This is a genomic window from Cutibacterium avidum ATCC 25577 (genome assembly GCF_000227295.1).
In the GTDB taxonomy this organism is placed as follows: Bacteria; Actinomycetota; Actinomycetes; order Propionibacteriales; family Propionibacteriaceae; genus Cutibacterium; species Cutibacterium avidum.
Genome location: NZ_JH165054.1, coordinates 933656 through 950134 on the forward strand (window position 1 = coordinate 933656; position 16479 = coordinate 950134).

Below are 16479 nucleotides of genomic sequence, written 5' to 3' on the forward strand. Positions count from 1 at the left end.
GGGCCGCAATCCCATGAGGCAGGGAGCGAACTCAGTTCGCCAGTCCCTCGACGACCTCAGCTCCTGGCAGGGACACCAGATCAGCACCACTGACGATGAGCTTTGAGCTGCGCAGCCCCGATCCGATGCACACGGCCTGGGCCTCGGCGACGCGCGGATCAATCCAGATCGGCCACTCAGCGGGCAGGCCCACTGGGGTGATCCCGCCGTACTCCATTCCGGACAGGCTGACGGCCTCGTCCATGGGCGCGAAGGACGCCTTGCGGACGTCGAGCTTCTTGCGCACCACCTTGTTGACGTCAACCCTCGTCGTGGCAAGGGCCAGGCAGGCGACGTACTTCTCGACGTCACCGCGCTTTCCCTTGACGATGACGCAGTTGCCACACGTCTCGGGACCCTCACCGAAGGCCTCGCACAAGGCGTCGGTGTCCGCGATCTCGGGATCAATGCTGAAGACGACTGCCGAGGGCAACTCGGCGGCTCGTCCGGCGACCGTCGCGGCCAGCAGCTCAGGGTGATCGGCAGCAGGCAGGTGTTCAACGGAGTCGTACATGCGACCCACCGTAGTCACCGTGATCACACGATGGGACCACCTCTCACACCACGGACGGATACCGTTGACCGTGGTTGTTTCGACGACAAGGAGAACGATGACCGACGATACGAAGGAAGCGACCGGCGAATCCCGCCCGAATGCCAACGATCCAATTCCCACCGACTACGCCGGCCGTGCCAAGGGCATGGGTGTCTCGCTCATCGACGGTGGCGCCGCGTTCCGCGTGTGGGCCCCGCACGCCGAGACAGTCGCCGTCACCGGAACCTTCGACGACTGGGCAGCCCAGCCCAGGGGAGACAATGACGACGCCGAGAAGGTTCGCTCGGCCAAGTTCCAGCTCGTCAGCGAGAACAACGGCTACTGGTACGGCCAGGCCGCCGGTGCCACGGTGGGCGACGAGTACCGTTTCGTCCTCATCAACGGTGACCAGGTGATCTCCCGCATCGACCCTTACGCCCGCCACGTGACGAGCTCGGTCGGCAATGGCATCATCACCGATCCCGGCGCCTACGACTGGGAGGGTGACGACTTCACTCCCCCGACCCTGAACGAGCTCGTCATCTACGAGATGCACGTCGGAACCTTCTTCGACAAGGATCCTGACGACGACAAGCCCGCCGACCTGGCCGACGTCGAGTCGAAGATCGACCACCTCGTCCACCTGGGCGTCAACGCCGTCGAGCTCATGCCTCTCATGGAGTTCGCCGGGGACTACTCGTGGGGTTACAACCCGGCCCACATCTTCGCCGTCGAGAGCGCCTACGGCGGCCCGGAAAAGCTGCGCGACCTCGTCAAGACCTGCCACAAGCACGGCCTGGCGGTCATCATCGACGTCGTCTACAACCACTTCGGCCCCTCGGACCTCGACCTGTGGCAGTTCGACGGATGGAGCGAGAACGACAAGGGCGGCATCTACTTCTACAACGACTGGAAGTCCTCGACCCCGTGGGGCGACACCCGTCCCGACTACGGCCGCGGCGAGGTCCGCGAGTTCATTCGCGACAACGCCATGATGTGGCTGGAAGAGTTTCACGCCGACGGCCTGCGCTACGACATGACCCCGTACATGCGCAGCGTCGATGCCGGTGAGATGAACATCCCCGACGGTTGGAGCCTCACCCACTGGATCAACACCGAGATCCGCGAGAAGTTCCCACGCGCCATCACCATCGCCGAGGACCTGCACGGTGAGCCCAAGGTCGTCTCCACCGCTGACGACGGTGCCGCCTTCCACGCCCAGTGGGACAACCATTTCGTCCACCCGATCCGCGCTGCTGTCATCACCGCCTCCGACGAGGCTCGTGACATGGACGCCGTGCGCGATGCCGTCGAGTTCTCCTACGGTGACGCCTTCTCCCGCGTCATCTACACCGAGTCCCACGACGAGGTCGCCAACGGTTCGGCCCGCGTCCCCCAGGAGGTCGACGACGACGATCCGACCGGCTACTACGCCCAGAAGCGCTCCACCCTGGGAGCGGCCCTGGTACTGACCTCGCCGGGTCTGCCGATGATCTTCCAGGGCCAGGAGCTCCTGGAGGGCGAATGGTTCCGCGACACCGTCCCGCTGCATTGGGATCAGGGCGCTCAGTTCAAGGGCATCTTCCGGATGTACCGCGATCTCGTCAGTCTGCGTCTCAACGAGGAGGGCCACGCCAAGGGCCTCACCGGACAGAACGTCGACACCCTGCACCTGCACCCGGACAACCACGTCTACGCCTTCCACCGCTGGGCTGACGGTGGTCCGCACGACGACGTCGTGGTGGCGGTGAACCTCGACTCCAAGGCCTGGGGCGAGTACACCATCGGGATGCCGGCTGCCGGCCGCTGGGTGACCAGGTTCAATTCCGACGCGAAGGTGTACTCGGACGCCTTCGACGGGGTCGACGTCCCCGAATGGTTCGACGCCGTCGAGGACGATTACGACGGCCACCCGGCCTCGGCGACCCTTGTCCTGCCGCCGTACAGCGCGATCATCCTGTCGCGCGATTAAGGCCGTCACCACACCGATACGTGCGACGACAACAGCGTCGCCGGGGCGGAGGGACGTCACGACGATTCTCCCTGCCCTTCTTGCGTCCGAGCTTCCTTCTCTGTTCGATTTGTAGTTGGGACCACGAGGTCCATACTTTTTGGAGTGAGTCGCAGACATGGACGGCAGGCAGTGGCAAAGGCCACCCAACCGATCAGTGATCCTGAACCGATCCGAGCCATGAAGCCGGGGCTGGCCCTGGCTGCGTTGGGAATCGTCTTCGGTGACATCGGAACCTCGGTGCTCTACTCCCTTCAAACGATGTTCTCGATGGAGAACCATGCCGTTCGCCCCACCCACGGTGACGTCATGGGGATCATCTCGATGATCTTCTGGTCGATCCTGCTGGTGGTGTGCGTCAAGTACGTCATCTTCGTGATGCGTGCTGACAACGACGGTGAGGGCGGCATCCTCGCGCTTATGGCCTTGGTGCGTCGTCTTATGGCCAGCCGCAAGGGCACTGGCATGACGGCAATGTTGCTCGGCATCATCGGCGCCGGGCTGTTCTACGGAGATTCCCTCATCACCCCAGCGATCTCGGTGATGAGCTCGGTGGAGGGCATCACGGTAGCCAATCCGGGCGCCGAGATGATCGTTCTGCCAGCCTCGGTCGTCATCCTGACGATCCTGTTCATCGTGCAGAGACGAGGGACGGCAGTCATCGGCAAGGCCTTCGGGCCGGTGATGGGTATCTGGTTCCTCACCCTGGCCGCCCTGGGCATCCCGTGGATCATCAGCAAGCCCTTCATCATCACGGCCCTGTCCCCGCACTGGGCGATCCTCTTCGCCATCGAGCGACCCGGGATGGCCTTCATCGCGATGGGCGCTGTCGTCTTGACGATCACGGGCGCCGAGGCCCTCTACGCCGACATGGGTCACGTCGGCGCCCCGTCGATCCGACTGGCTTGGTTCGCCGTCGTGCTGCCGTGTCTGCTCATCAACTATCTGGGGCAGGGAGCGATGATCCTCGAGCATCCCGACTGGATCGACAATCCCTTTTTCCGGCTGGCACCCGGCTGGGCGACGATCCCGCTCGTCGTCATTGCCACGATGGCTACCGTCATCGCCTCCCAAGCCGTCATCTCCGGCGCCTTCTCGATGAGCTCGGAGGCGACCCGTCTGGGACTGTTGCCACGTCTGAGCGTGCGTCACACCTCGAAGTCCGAGGGCGGCCAGATCTACATCCCGGAGATCAACTGGATCCTCTTCGTCGGCGTGCTGGCGCTCATCCTCATCTTCCAGACCTCGACGAAGCTGGCCACCGCCTATGGCCTGGCCGTCACCGGCACCTTCTTGCTGACGACGAGCCTGTTCCTGGTGCTGGCCCACCGAGCGTGGCACTGGCCCATGTGGGCTCTCATCCTCTTCGGTGTCGTCGTCGGTGGCGTCGAGCTGTCGATCTTCGCCGCCAACCTGCTGAAGATCGCGTCCGGCGGCTGGATTCCGCTGGTCTTCGCGGCCATCATCATCGCCATCATGACGACCTGGCGACGCGGTACCGCCTACATCGCCAAGCAGCGGCAGAACGACGAGGGTCCGCTGGACGACTTCCTCGACTGGGTCCATGAGACGGAGCCGACCCGCGTGCCCGGACTGGCGATCTACCCACATCCGGGACGGGCGACGACCCCGTTGGCCATGCTGAACAACCTCAAGTTCAATCATGTGCTCCACGAGCACAACGTCATCATCTCGATGGTGGTGGAGAACGTCCCACACGTGCGTCACGTCAATCGCATCGAGAAGGTCGATCTCGGCAAGCCGACCGACGGCATCGTCTACATCGCCTGCCACGTCGGATTCGCCGACTCCCAGGACGTCCCGAAGGCACTGGCCCTGGCGGCAGACAAGTGCCCGGTGCTCAAGGAGCACCTTGACGACGCGATCTATTACCTGTCGCTGGTCGACGTGAAGCGCTCCGAGTCGGAGCAGGGGGCCAAGATGACCGCCTGGCGCAAGGTGCTCTACGTGGGTCTAGCACGCAACCAGGCCGACCGGACGCGAGTGTTCCGCATTCCGCGCACCCGTGCAGTGGTCATGGGTGAGGCCGTCGATCTGTGACGATCCGGCGGCGCTGACGACGGTGTGATTCCCGGGGCTCGAGGGCCCCAGGGGAATCACGCCGTTGTGGGGGCGATGAGTTCCAGGAACCGCGCCGCGAAGGCCTTCTCGGCGGTGACGACGTCCTCGTCACGACGCACTGCTTCGGCAGCCGCGATGGCCTCTGACCAGGGGAGACGCTGTTTCCACTCCTTCTCGGTGTGGCCGATGGTCCAGCCGTCGAAAATCTCCGGGGTGCATTCCGGGTGGAACTGGACTCCCCAGACGCGTTCGGCGAATCGGACCGCCTCGATCTGTCCGGAGGGATCGCGGGCAAGCAGCACGGCGTCCTCGGGCAGGACAACGGCGACGTCATTGTTGAAGTGGATGCCACGGTGGCCGGAGTAGACCGACAGCAACGGGTCCTTCTCCCCGTCCGGGGTGAGGTGCATCTCGGCCGGTCCGAGGCAGAGATGGTCTGAGGTGCACACCCGGCCTCCCAGGGCGACGGTGGCGAGCTGGTGACCCAGGCAGACACCCAGGAAGGGGATGCCCGCGTGGACGGTGCGCACGATGAGTTCTCGGGTGGGCGCGAGCCAAGGAGCCTGGACGTCATCCAGGCAGCCCATGGATCCGCCCAGCACCACGAGGGCGTCGGCGTCAACGGTGGGTGGCACCGGGTGGTCCCAGGCATTGACCTCGACGACGTCTGCGTCGGCGTCGCGCCAGAGCTGTCCGAGCCTGCCGAGGTTGCAGGAGGACTCGTGGACGATGACCAGGATCCGCGTCATGGCGGAAAGACTACGGATTTTCTGTCACCGCCGTGTGTCAGAGCTGTTGCGAACCGTGTGCGGATCGTGACGTGTCGGAGGGGTTCTCGGTTATGGCGCGCTGGTGCTGGGGTCAGTCCTCCGCCAGGACTCGCTGGGCAGTTGCCGGGTCATTGGTGATGACGGCGTCGACGTCGAGGATCCGGGCAGCACGCAGGTGGTCGGGGGTGTCCAGGGTCCATGTGCGCACCGTGAGGCCGGCGTCGTGGAACGTCGGGACGTCATCGCGGTCGGCGAGGAGATGGGCTCCTGGATGGACGGCCTGGACGTCGAGGTGGCGGGCGTAGTCCCAGGGATCGACGATGTCGTCGGCGTAGAGGATGGCGCGTTCGACCCGGTTGTGAGTGCGCTCGGCGACTTCGGCCATGCAGCGGTGGTTGAACGAGGAGATGACGATGCGGTCGGCCATGTGGTGGGTGTCGATGGCACGGGCGACGGCCTCGATGAGGCTCGGGTAGCGCTCGACGCTGTTCTTGAGCTCGATGTTGAGGCCGAGGGTGGTGGGGACGAGCAGGTCGAGGACCTCGTCGAGGAGGGGGACCTGGGCGGGCGGGTGGTCGGTGTTGGCGGCCGCGTTGAGGGAACGGACCTGGTCAAGGGCCATGGAGACGATGGGGCCGTGTCCGTCGGTGGTGCGATCGACGGTTTCGTCATGACAGACGACGACGTGGCCGTCGCTGGTGAGTTGGACGTCGAGTTCAATGCCGTCGGCGTCGAGGTCGATGGCGTTCTGGAAGGCGGGAAGGGTGTTTTCCGGGAACTGCATGCTCGAGCCGCGGTGGGCCCACACGGTGGTCATGTGGTCATGATGCCACGGGCATTGACCAGGGTGCCTGCGCCAGTACGCTGGATGGCATGGTCATGACCGGTATCGTGTTCACCATTCTGTGCATCCTGGCCGTCGCTGTCCCACTCGCGCTGTTCATTCTCGCCCTGCTGTCAATCCTCAGCTCGGACATGCTGACGGGAGCCGGGAAGCTGATCTGGATCGTGGTGTGCTTCTGTTTCCCGATCATCGGGCCGATCGTGTGGTTCATCGCCGGGAAGAACATGGCGTTGAGCTGAGTTCCCAACCAGGGAACATGGTGTACACGCCGTGCCAATGGACGTCCGTGGAGCATTGATCCGGCGTCCTTGCCACACTCCTCCAAGAACCACGAAACCCCGCCACGAGGGCGGGGTTTCGATCTTGCGCGCCCGGAGGGATTCGAACCCCCAACCTTCTGATCCGTAGTCAGATGCTCTATCCGTTGAGCCACGGGCGCTTGGCGCTGCGCGCGTTGCTAAACGTTACAACGCTCGATCCTGCAACGCAAACTTGAGGACCTCCAACCCCATCCAACCCGCTTAAACAACGGATCTGAGAGCCATCGGCACCCGAACTGCCGTCTGGCGCCCCAATAGGCACCTGGCAGTAGCACTCCAGGAAAGCACCGCACCCGGCGCCCTCCAAAAAGGAGTCACCGGGCATCCGCGGAGGTGGCGGGATTTGAACCCGCGATGGGATTACCTCCCAAACCCGCTTAGCAGGCGGGCGCCATAGACCTGACTAGGCGACACCTCCAAGTGCCGTGTCAGCCTACCGTCTCAACCCCCATCCCTCCAATTCCGGCCCCTTTTCGCATCCGCGTCAACACCACGGCGCCCCAGACAAGAGCAGCCGCTCGCGGCTGTCTCCCCGCGTGTCGCGATTTGCAGACCCTTGGCCAGCCGGTCCCACGTCCCATTGGTGCCAGCGGTTACGATGGGGTCCGCCCCATCGACATTTGCGGAAAGGCACGAGCATGGCTGACGAGTCACACGGCGCCAACTCGCCGTCTCCACGTCACGCCGCCAGACCGGACTGGATGGACGACCCGGAGGCCAACGAGGACACCCATGTCCTGCGTCGCGCGGACCTCGAGGCCGCAGCGCGAGGACCCGTGTCCTTTCCTCGTCCACGTCGCTCAGCCACCGAGCCCCCCATCAATGCCCCGCAGCCGCCCCGCGAGCCAAGACCATGTCCCACCCCGGCCCGACGCGCCGCGTCGTCATCACCGGCGAGTAGAGGTCGGCACACCCCATTGCGGTGGAACGAGGAGGCCAGACTCAATCATGCCTTCCGCACCTGTCTGGGATGGACCGTTCTCGGAGCGATCGTTCCCGGCCTGACCCTGTCTCGCAGCCGCACCCCACGTCGCCGGGTCGCGGGACTGACGGTTACCGGCTTCCTCCTCATCGCGCTAACCATCGCCGTCTTCTTCATCCTGACCAACCCGACGGTCGCAGCAACCGTCGTTGCACGTCCAAAGCTGCTGACCGCGCTGACCTGGGGCCTGCCGATCCTGGCCATCGTCCTGGTCGCTCTGCTCACCTTCTCCCACCTGGACCTCCGCCCCCGCGGTATCACCCAGGGCCAGCGATGGCTCTCGACCGTCCTCGTCACCGCGTTGTGTACCACCATCGCGACCCCCTTGGCCGTCGCCGGGCGCTATGCCTACGACGGGGCACACATGCTCGGTCGGATCTTCACCGACCAGCGCTCCGGCACTCGTCCCTCCATCGACTACAACCAGGACGTCAAGGCCATTTGGGCCTCCAAACCACGGGTCAACGTTCTGCTCGTCGGAGCTGACGACACCAAGGCGCGCAACTACAGCGCCGATAATTCCATGAACACCGACACGATCATGGTGGCGTCGATCAACACCTCCAACGGTGACACCTCCATCTTCCAGATCCCCCGCAACACCGCGAAGATGCCCTTCCCGGCTGATTCGCCACTCCACCAGGACTTCCCTGATGGTTTTGTCGGGAAGGACGGCGACGGCAGCAACCCCGACTACATGGCCAACGAGATTTGGTCGACGGTGTCGACCCACCACGTCGATCGCATGGGCGAGACCGACTACCCCGGCGCTGACGCCCTCAAGCTGGCCACCGGTGAGGCTCTCGGCCTCAAGATCGACTACTTCGTCATGCTCGACATCGACGGCCTTCAGAAGCTCATTGACGCCCTTGGCGGCGTGACCGTCAACGTCAACGAGCGTCTGCCCATCGCTGGCAACACCGAGGGCAAGAAGCCCGACGGCTACCTCAAAGTTGGCCCTGACCAGCACCTCGACGGTTACCACGCCATGTGGTACGCCCGGTCACGGTCGGAGAGCACCGACTACGACCGCATGGGACGTCAGTCCTGCCTCATGAAGGCTGTTCTCGACCAGGCCAGCCCGCAGACCGTCCTGACGCGCTTCGAGTCGATTGCTGACGCCTCCGGTCAGATGGTCGTCTCCGACATCCCGCAGGGCATGTTGCCGGCCTTCGTCGACCTGGCCATCAACATGCGTGACGCCAACATCAACCGCGTCGTCTTCACCAATGGCAAGCACGGGTTCGTCTCGGCCAATCCGGATTACGACCTCGTCCGCAAGCAGGTGGATGCCGCCATCCACGGCGTCTCAGAGTCCAGGAACAAGAACAAGCCGGTGACGGGAGCCTCGGCAGCCAAGCCCAGCAAGACGGCCACACCGACACCGACCCGGAGCGAGTCGAAGAAGTCCTCGCACAGCGCCACCCCAAGTTCCGCGTCGACCAACCGTGACGTCTCGCAGTCGGTGACTGACGCCTGCGCCTACAACCCTCAGGAGCCGTGACGAGCGGCGCTTGGGCAGGATCTCCCTGGGTTGCACACCTCGCTGGCTGCCCCCGTGCAGGCGGGTGAGTCGGCTAGAGCCTCGCAGGCGGGTGACCTGAGCAGGTGAGGCCCGCCGTCGTCAGTGGTGTGGGGCCGCAGTACTCCCTCGAACGACCAGCGGAGCCGACACCATCTCCGAGGTGGGCTCATGACGAGCCCCCTGCAATTGAGCCATGAGTTCCTCGGCAAGACGCTGACCGATTGCGGCAAAATCCTGACGCACCGTCGTCAACGTCGGCCACACCAGATTGCCCAGGATGTCATCGAATCCCACCACGGACACGTCCTCAGGCACCCGGACCCCCATGTCCAGCAGACCGATGATGAGGCCTGCCGCCATCTCGTCATTACTGGCCACCACTGCGGTCGCGCCGGCGGCCTTGAGGTGGCGAGCGGCCTCGCATCCCGACGAGGCAGTCCAGTCTCCGACGACGACGTCGGGAACATCACAGTCGTTGGTCTCCAAACACTCGTGCCAGGCTTGACGACGCACCGCGGCCTGGCGGGAGTAGGCCGGCCCGCTGACGAGGTGGACGGTTTGGTGCCCCAACGCCAGGAGGTAGTCGACAGCAGCGCGCACCCCAGCGGCTTGGTCGCACCCCACGGTCGAGAATCGGCTGCACGTCGGACCGGCCACGACAACCGGGGCGCCTGGCGGCACCTCGAGCTCGTCAAGTCGATCGAGCTCAAGACCCTCGATGATGAAACCGTCGACCCGCCCCGACATCCGCTTCATGGCGTGCCCGTAGGCCCCGACGAGGTCATCGGTGGGCTCGAGGCGATCCAGGACGACGGCGAAATCACTACGCCGGGTGGCGTCGACGATGGCCTGAACAGTGCGCAGCTCGCCGGTGCGAGAAAGATCCGTGGCAAGGACGCCAATGGCACTCGTGCGCCCCGAGCGGAGGCTGCGAGCGGCGAAATTGGGCGAGTACCCCACCTCGGCCATGGCCTGGAGAACCTTCTCGACGGTCTTCGGTCGGACCGCGTCAGAGTGATTGACGACGCGTGACACAGTCTGCTGAGATACTCCGGCAGCTGCGGCGACATCGCCCATCGAGGGTCGGGATGATCCACGACGCTGTTGCTCGGTCATCACAACACCCTTCACGACAGTGGGCCATCTGCCCGCATCCGGCTCGCCACCGCGTCCACCGTCGGACGGGCGTGGAACTGGCGAATTCTGGCCCACATCATTGCACCCGGAGCGCGGCCGGACCCGGGGTGACGACATAGAGATCAGGGTGGGTGAATCCTGCGTCACGGAAGGCCTTGACGACCTGCCTGGCAGCGTCGTTGCAAACGTCGCGGTCGACCAGGGCGATGGCACAACCACCGAATCCACCACCGGTCATCCGCGCGCCGAGGACCCCGGCAGCGCGGGCTGCGTCAACGGCGGTGTCCAGCTCGGGGCAAGTGACCTCGTAGTCGTCACGCAAGGAGTCGTGGGAGGCGTCCATGAGCGGTCCGACCTCGCGGATGCGTCCGGCGTCGACGAGCTTGGCGAACTGAGTGACGCGGTCATTTTCGGTGACGACGTGACGGACGCGGCTGGCCATCTCCTCGTCGTCGAGGGCTGACAATGCGGCGCCGAGGTCGCCGACCTCACGCAGGCTGGCGACGCCAAGAATGCGGCAGGCGCTCTCGCAGGCGCGACGTCGTGCCTCGTACTGACCGTCGACGAGGCGGTGGGAGGCTCGGGTGTCGATGACGAGGAGTTCCAGGCCGGCGGCGTCGAGGTCGAAGGGAACCTGACGAACCGACCAGTCGTCGCAGTCAAGGAGGAGGGCGTGGCCGTCGGTGGTACGCAGGGACGCCGTCTGGTCGAGGCCCCCGGTGGGAGCTCCGGCGACCTCATTCTCCGCGGCGCGGGCGGCATTGACGAGGTCGGTGCGGCCAGCGTCAGAGTCGGACAGGCCGAGGTCGTAGAGATCCGCGAGAGCCAGCCCGACACCACACTCGACAGCTGCCGACGAGGACAGACCTGCCCCCAGCGGGACGCAGGTGACGAGAGCAGCCTCGAACCCGCCGATCCCGTAGCCAGCCTCGCGCAGGGCCCATGCGACGCCGGCGGTGTAGGCCTGCCAGCCATTGACCGACCCGGGAGCGATCTCGTCGAGGGTTCCCTCCCAGGAGAGGATGGAGTCGGCAAGCTGGGAGACGAGGACAACCTTGTCGTCGTCTCGACGTCGGGCGGCGACGTAGGTGCGGTGAGGCAGGGCGATCGGCAGGCAGAAGCCATTGTTGTAGTCAGTGTGCTCGCCGATGACGTTGACACGTCCGGGAGCGGCCCAGACGCCGTCGGGAGTGCCGCCGATGTGCTCAGCGAAGAGGTCACGGGCGCGGCCTGCGCCATCCTCAGTCGACCACGCCGTGCCAATCGTGGTGGCCTCGGGATCCGCCGCGAAGGCGTCAGTTGTCTGCGACATAAGTGGCTCCTTTGCCCGTCAAAACCGTTGTCAGTGAGGAAGACCGTACCGCCGCTGCCGACGATGGCAACGGCTCGGTGGGCACTTCGCTCACTCATAATGTTTACGTACTCAAAAATAGCGGGTCGGGGTGTGACCCTGCCACGTCGGGAGCCTATGGTTCCCCGAGGGGGCGGTGCCCACAACGCCGTCACTGCCCTCGTAATGACAGAAAGGACCACCCCACACAATGCCGTTGGAGACGCTCATCAACGCGGGATTCGTTGACTACCTGATCCTGCTCATCTATTTCGTGTTCGTTCTCGGAATCGGGCTGGCTGCCAGACACCAGGTGTCCGACTCCCTTGACTTCTTCTTGTCCGGGCGAAGCCTGCCCGGGTGGGTAACGGGGTTGGCATTCGTATCAGCCAACCTCGGTGCCGTGGAGATCATGGGTATGTCGGCAAATGGAGCCCAGATCGGCATCCCGACCGTGCACTACTTCTGGATCGGAGCCATCCCGGCAATGGTCTTCCTCGGCATCGTCATGATGCCCTTCTACTACGGCTCTGGGGTGCGCTCGGTGCCGGAGTTCATGCTCAAACGATTCGGGCCGGCTGCGCACTTGGTCAACGCGATCTCCTTTGCACTAGCCCAGTTGCTCATTGCCGGTATCAACCTCTACCTGCTCGGGACGATCGTCCACGCCCTACTGGGATGGCCGCTGTGGGTCGCCCTCATCGTTGCTGCGGTGATCGTACTTGCTTACATCAGCCTTGGTGGCTTGTCGGCAGCCATTTACAACGAGGTGCTGCAGTTCTTCGTCATCGTCGCCTCCCTGCTGCCGCTGGTCATCATTGGTCTGCACCGTGTCGGCGGATGGAATGGACTCAAGGCCAAGATCACCGCCGCAGCGGAGGCCCATCCTGACGCCGTGACCCCGGCTGCCCAACAGTTGCATTCCTGGCCTGGACAGGCGCTGTCGGGATTCACCGACCCGGTGATGTCGGTCATCGGCATCACCTTGGGCCTCGGATTCGTGCTGTCCTTCGGCTACTGGACGACGAACTTCGTCGAGGTGCAGCGCGCCATGGCGTCCGACTCGCTGTCGTCGGCGCGCAAGACTCCGATCATCGGCGCTTTCCCGAAGATGCTGGTGCCGTTTCTCACCGTGCTGCCAGGCATGCTGGCTGCGGTGCTCGTGCCGGAGATCGCTCGGATGAAGGCGGGCGAGAAGATTGCCGGTGGCGCGTCGGGCAACGTCGTCCAATACAACGACTCGGTGTTGTTCCTCATTCGCAACCTGTTGCCGACCGGCCTGACGGGTGTCGCGATCACGGGCCTGCTGGCGGCGTTCATGGCCGGTATGGCCGCCAACATCTCGGCGTTCAACACCGTCTTCAGCGTGGACATCTGGCAGCACTACGTCATCAAGGACAAGGCTGACGTCTACTACGTCAAGGTTGGCCGAATCGCCACGGTCGTCGCCACGGTCGTCGCGATTGGGACCGCGTTCCTGGCGTCCGGCTTCTCCAACATCATGGACTACCTCCAGACCCTCTTCGGGTTCTTCAACGCTCCGCTGTTCGCGACGTTCGTCCTCGGCATGTTCTGGAAGAAGTCGACACCTCACGCCGGTTGGTCGGGACTCGTCGTCGGTACTCTCAGCGCCGTGACGGTGTGGGTCATGAGCCTGACTGGTGTGTTCACCTTGCCAGGTCAGGGAACCGCGTTCCTTGCTGCCACGGTCGGCTTCCTCGCCGACATCATCGTCAGTGTTGTGGTTTCGCTGTTCACGACGCCGAAGCCGGCTGCGGAACTCGTCGGTCTGGTGTATTCGGAGACGCCGAAGGAGAGCTTCGTCGATCCGCACGAGAAGAGCCTCCCGTGGTATCGACGCACGGTTCCGCTCGGCATGACCGTGCTTGCCATCACTGTCGTTCTCAACATCATTTTCTGAGGAGGTTGTCATGCCGAACGGAACTTCCACGGCCCGTCGCAATCGTCGCAAGGTAGCCCGCGCGATGGATATTCGTACCGTCATTGGTGACTTGCTTGCGCTCTACGGAGCCATTCTGACGATCACTGGTCTGGTCAGGGGGGCAGACGCTCGAGCTGACGTTTGGGCGGGGATCTGCCTGCTCATCGCCGGGGCAGCGTTCTTGTTGTGGGTGAAGGTTCGCCCCATCGAGGTGCCGGAGGATCTCAGCAAGGCAGATGCTGGCAAGCATGAGGAGAGCTGACACCAGCTGGTTGAACTTCGTGCTGAGGTGTGGCCGGGCCGTGGGTGACGCGGTCCGGCCACGTCGTCATTTACCATCGCTTTCCTCGCACACCACCGACCCCGTCCTGGTCCGGGGCATGCATCGCACGTCCCCGTCCCCTCCTCGCCACATACACGTTGAACACGCAAGAGTGCCGCGGCATACCGAACTACTTCTGGAATGCCACGGCCTTCTTGGGCGGTGATCGGGGTCAGACGCTTTGACGGTAACCGCGTGAGTTGTCGAGGCGGTGTGCGACGTCGACGGCCAAATCATCCATTTCCTGAGGGTTCCCGACGCCGGGACGAACGATGTGAGTGCGCCCGACTTGGCCGTGGTAGAGGGTGAGACGGGATCGCGACTCCGTGAGGGCTGCCTTGGTGACCTTGTCCCAGGTGCCGCGACGATCCTGCCCAGCACCATGGATGTGGTAGCCCGTGTCATCGAGGTCGACGTACAGCTTCATATGGAGCATCGACCAGGCCGCCGTCACCGCGAGGGCAATGCCACATGCGAGAACGGCAATAAAGAGGATGGTCACGGCTTCATGCCAGTTGTTGGCGATGCTGACGATCATGAGGACAGCACCAATGATCGAAAGGATGCCGGCGATGACGAAGCCACGGATCGGAGGCTCCGGCGACATGACGTGCCGGGTCGTGCCAGGCGGAAGATCCGTGAGGTTCTTCTTGGCCATCCCCATCTCCCGTCGCTGCAAGGTTGATCTGTGAGGGCTCGGCCCCCGGGTGCCAGGCCTGAGGGGCTGACCTCATGGCGGCGAGAGTGGGATTCGAACCCACGGAGGTTGCCCTCGGCCGCTTTCAAGGCGGCTGCACTCGTCCACTATGCGATCTCGCCAACCGGGCTCGGCCCGGTGGTCACATCTTAGCCATGATTCTCGACCATGACTCAACGGCATTATCCACCGTCTCGGCCAGGGGCGGGATGTGAGGCCCAGCTCCGGCGGCACCCACCCATCGGAACACGCGAGGATCGAAGCCGCATGCCCCCGAGTCCTGGCCTCACTGCGCTCCCGGTTTCGTCAGCACTCCAATGAGTTCGTTGACCTTGAGTGGCTTGGAGGACGACCGCGTCGTGACGATCTCTCCTGACTGGTCACCCGATTGCCATCCGACCTTCCAGACCTCAGTCATGCGAAGGGTGTAATTGCCCGGATGCTGGTAGATGTAGCCGCAATGTGGAGATTGGGCGCGCGGATCGGCGTTTGCGGGACGAGGGGTCGAGTGGGTGCAGCGGATGGTCTTCTCGCCGGTTTCGTAAACGGTATCCACTCGCTGTGCGTCGAGTGATACGACGATTCCATGTGCAGATCCACTCGCGGTGTGATGCCCAGCCCCCGGGTTGTGGAACCACAATGGCTGCCCTACCGCCGTGATGTTCCACTTGTTGGCTGAGGGACGCGGTTGGACGTCGACGACGGGTTTCGCCAATCGGATGCTCGTCGCAATGTCGACGGACCAAGCGCTAATTTGCTCAGGTGTGGGGCCGGCGGGTTTCGTCGGTGCAGGGCGTGGGGCTCGATGAGCGGGCTTCGACTTGCGATCGTGCGAATTAAGCCCCGGCAAGTACTGATACCAGGTGATGGTCCGTACAGGTGCATCACTGAAACCCGGAGCCGGCTGGCTCTTAGACGGTTCGGGTGATCTTGGCGACGCGTGATCACGGTGCGGATCGGCATGGGAATGACGGTGTTTGTGATGGGAGCCCCTGTGCCCTGGGGTGCCGTGCTTGTGCCCCCGATGATGGTTGATGCCGGGTTTTCGGTGGGTGCCTTGTCTGTGATAGATCACAGTGACCTTGCCAGTTTGTTCCCAGTCATCGTTAACCGCCCCGGACTCCGCGAACGCCTGCATCGGCATGAAGCCAACATGGAGAAGTGCGAGGGCCACAGACGCACACATCACTTTTCGCATTTGTCGACCCGCCTCGAACTCGCGGCAGTCATCACAAGCCTGCCGTTCTTTCGATCCATTGAAACGATGTTCCGACGCATAGTCCCTTCAGCCATCTCTTCGCCAGCGTCATCGACAAAGACCAACTGCCGCTGATCGGCACACGACCTCATCGTTATCAAGTGCCCCGGTTCGGTCTTAATCCGAGACAGAGTCACGTCTCCAAAACCAGCCGATTCCGGAGTGACATGGTGGCCTCGCTTCTTGACTTTGGTGTAGTACTCCTGCAGGACTTCCTCCCACAGACCGTCTATCACTTCTTTCAGCCCCGCGGGTAGAACCTCCCCTCCACCCTGTTGCTCAAAAAGCAGCGACTGCTCCAAGTACGTCTCATAAACCTTCTTCGCCTCCAGGAACAACGCATCCTCCTTCGTCCCCGGGACCGGTGTCGCCGTCGCCTTCACAAACCTCGGCCCATCCGAACTCGGAGTCGCGGGCGAATTCGTCGTCACCACGCTCGGGGCTGGCGTCACTCCGCCCATCGAGCCAGAAGTGTCCCCAGCGCCGCCACACGCAGCCGCCCCTAAAACCACCACAACAAGGGCTGTTGCTGTCGCCACACACCATCGACAGCGTCCGCCGTGCTCACCATTCATCACCATGGCGACCATCCTGAAGGTCCGCGCACCCGTTGAGAACCCCCGCATCCAAAATCTGTGGATAACCCCAAAAATCTGTGGATACGGCCCATGGGTGATGTGAGGAA

General features: G+C 63.7%; 14 protein-coding genes and 3 tRNA genes. 6 read left to right on the forward strand and 11 right to left on the reverse strand.

Annotated features, from left to right (window positions below; all coding sequences use genetic code 11):
• Positions 1-31: 31 nt before the first annotated feature.
• The gene (locus tag HMPREF9153_RS04205; protein WP_021108043.1) at positions 32-553 is read right to left on the reverse strand and encodes a YbaK/EbsC family protein; all 522 of its coding nucleotides are present in this window, start codon (positions 551-553) and stop codon (positions 32-34) included.
• A 97-nt stretch (positions 554-650) separates the two neighbouring features.
• Between HMPREF9153_RS04205 and HMPREF9153_RS04210 the strand changes: the two genes are divergently transcribed.
• Together HMPREF9153_RS04210 and HMPREF9153_RS04215 are read left to right on the forward strand one after the other, a co-directional pair.
• Entirely contained in the window at positions 651-2546 is a 1896-nt protein-coding gene (locus tag HMPREF9153_RS04210) for an alpha-amylase family glycosyl hydrolase (RefSeq protein ID WP_004809700.1), read from the forward strand.
• A 219-nt stretch (positions 2547-2765) separates the two neighbouring features.
• A complete protein-coding gene (locus tag HMPREF9153_RS04215; protein ID WP_036910099.1) occupies positions 2766-4646 on the forward strand; it encodes a potassium transporter Kup in 1881 nt (626 codons plus the stop codon).
• Positions 4647-4702: 56 nt separating this feature from the next.
• Here the strand turns inward: HMPREF9153_RS04215 and HMPREF9153_RS04220 are convergent, their stop codons facing one another.
• Together HMPREF9153_RS04220 and HMPREF9153_RS04225 are read right to left on the reverse strand one after the other, a co-directional pair.
• Entirely contained in the window at positions 4703-5416 is a 714-nt protein-coding gene (locus HMPREF9153_RS04220; protein WP_004809705.1) for a type 1 glutamine amidotransferase, read from the reverse strand.
• A 112-nt stretch (positions 5417-5528) separates the two neighbouring features.
• The gene (locus tag HMPREF9153_RS04225) at positions 5529-6254 is read right to left on the reverse strand and encodes a glycerophosphodiester phosphodiesterase (RefSeq protein ID WP_004809706.1); all 726 of its coding nucleotides are present in this window, start codon (positions 6252-6254) and stop codon (positions 5529-5531) included.
• A gap of 56 nt (positions 6255-6310) precedes the next feature.
• Between HMPREF9153_RS04225 and HMPREF9153_RS04230 the strand changes: the two genes are divergently transcribed.
• The gene (locus HMPREF9153_RS04230; protein ID WP_004809707.1) at positions 6311-6520 is read left to right on the forward strand and encodes a PLDc N-terminal domain-containing protein; all 210 of its coding nucleotides are present in this window, start codon (positions 6311-6313) and stop codon (positions 6518-6520) included.
• A 127-nt stretch (positions 6521-6647) separates the two neighbouring features.
• Here HMPREF9153_RS04230 and HMPREF9153_RS04235 read toward each other — a convergent pair.
• Positions 6648-6720: transfer RNA gene (locus tag HMPREF9153_RS04235), tRNA-Arg, on the reverse strand.
• A 209-nt stretch (positions 6721-6929) separates the two neighbouring features.
• Positions 6930-7019: transfer RNA gene (locus tag HMPREF9153_RS04240), tRNA-Ser, on the reverse strand.
• A gap of 220 nt (positions 7020-7239) precedes the next feature.
• Between HMPREF9153_RS04240 and HMPREF9153_RS04245 the strand changes: the two genes are divergently transcribed.
• Positions 7240-9087 carry an LCP family protein gene (locus HMPREF9153_RS04245; protein WP_016666413.1) on the forward strand — a complete coding sequence of 616 codons (1848 nt, stop codon included), beginning with the start codon at positions 7240-7242 and terminating at the stop codon, positions 9085-9087.
• Between the two features lie 120 nt (positions 9088-9207).
• Here HMPREF9153_RS04245 and HMPREF9153_RS04250 read toward each other — a convergent pair whose 3' ends face one another.
• Positions 9208-10185 carry a LacI family DNA-binding transcriptional regulator gene (locus HMPREF9153_RS04250; RefSeq protein ID WP_036909920.1) on the reverse strand — a complete coding sequence of 326 codons (978 nt, stop codon included), beginning with the start codon at positions 10183-10185 and terminating at the stop codon, positions 9208-9210.
• A 136-nt stretch (positions 10186-10321) separates the two neighbouring features.
• Positions 10322-11557: a galactokinase gene (galK, locus tag HMPREF9153_RS04255; protein ID WP_004809713.1), complete on the reverse strand. Its 1236-nt coding sequence runs from the start codon at positions 11555-11557 to the stop codon at positions 10322-10324.
• 229 nt (positions 11558-11786) lie between these two features.
• On the opposite strand from galK, the gene HMPREF9153_RS04260 reads away from it, so the two are divergent.
• Positions 11787-13496 carry a sodium:solute symporter family protein gene (locus HMPREF9153_RS04260; protein ID WP_004809715.1) on the forward strand — a complete coding sequence of 570 codons (1710 nt, stop codon included), beginning with the start codon at positions 11787-11789 and terminating at the stop codon, positions 13494-13496.
• A 10-nt stretch (positions 13497-13506) separates the two neighbouring features.
• A complete protein-coding gene (locus tag HMPREF9153_RS04265; protein ID WP_004809721.1) occupies positions 13507-13779 on the forward strand; it encodes a hypothetical protein in 273 nt (90 codons plus the stop codon).
• Between the two features lie 232 nt (positions 13780-14011).
• On the opposite strand, the gene HMPREF9153_RS04270 is transcribed toward HMPREF9153_RS04265, so the two are convergent.
• From HMPREF9153_RS04270 to HMPREF9153_RS04285, 4 genes are all read right to left on the reverse strand, one after another.
• Positions 14012-14497, reverse strand: a complete 486-nt coding sequence (locus HMPREF9153_RS04270; RefSeq protein WP_370882825.1) for a hypothetical protein — start codon at positions 14495-14497, stop codon at positions 14012-14014.
• A gap of 75 nt (positions 14498-14572) precedes the next feature.
• Positions 14573-14658 (reverse strand) — tRNA-Ser (locus HMPREF9153_RS04275).
• A gap of 164 nt (positions 14659-14822) precedes the next feature.
• Positions 14823-15290, reverse strand: coding sequence for a hypothetical protein (locus HMPREF9153_RS04280; RefSeq protein ID WP_036902108.1), 468 nt, complete (start codon positions 15288-15290; stop codon positions 14823-14825).
• A 431-nt stretch (positions 15291-15721) separates the two neighbouring features.
• Positions 15722-16375, reverse strand: a complete 654-nt coding sequence (locus tag HMPREF9153_RS04285; protein ID WP_023032071.1) for a hypothetical protein — start codon at positions 16373-16375, stop codon at positions 15722-15724.
• Positions 16376-16479 lie beyond the last annotated feature (104 nt).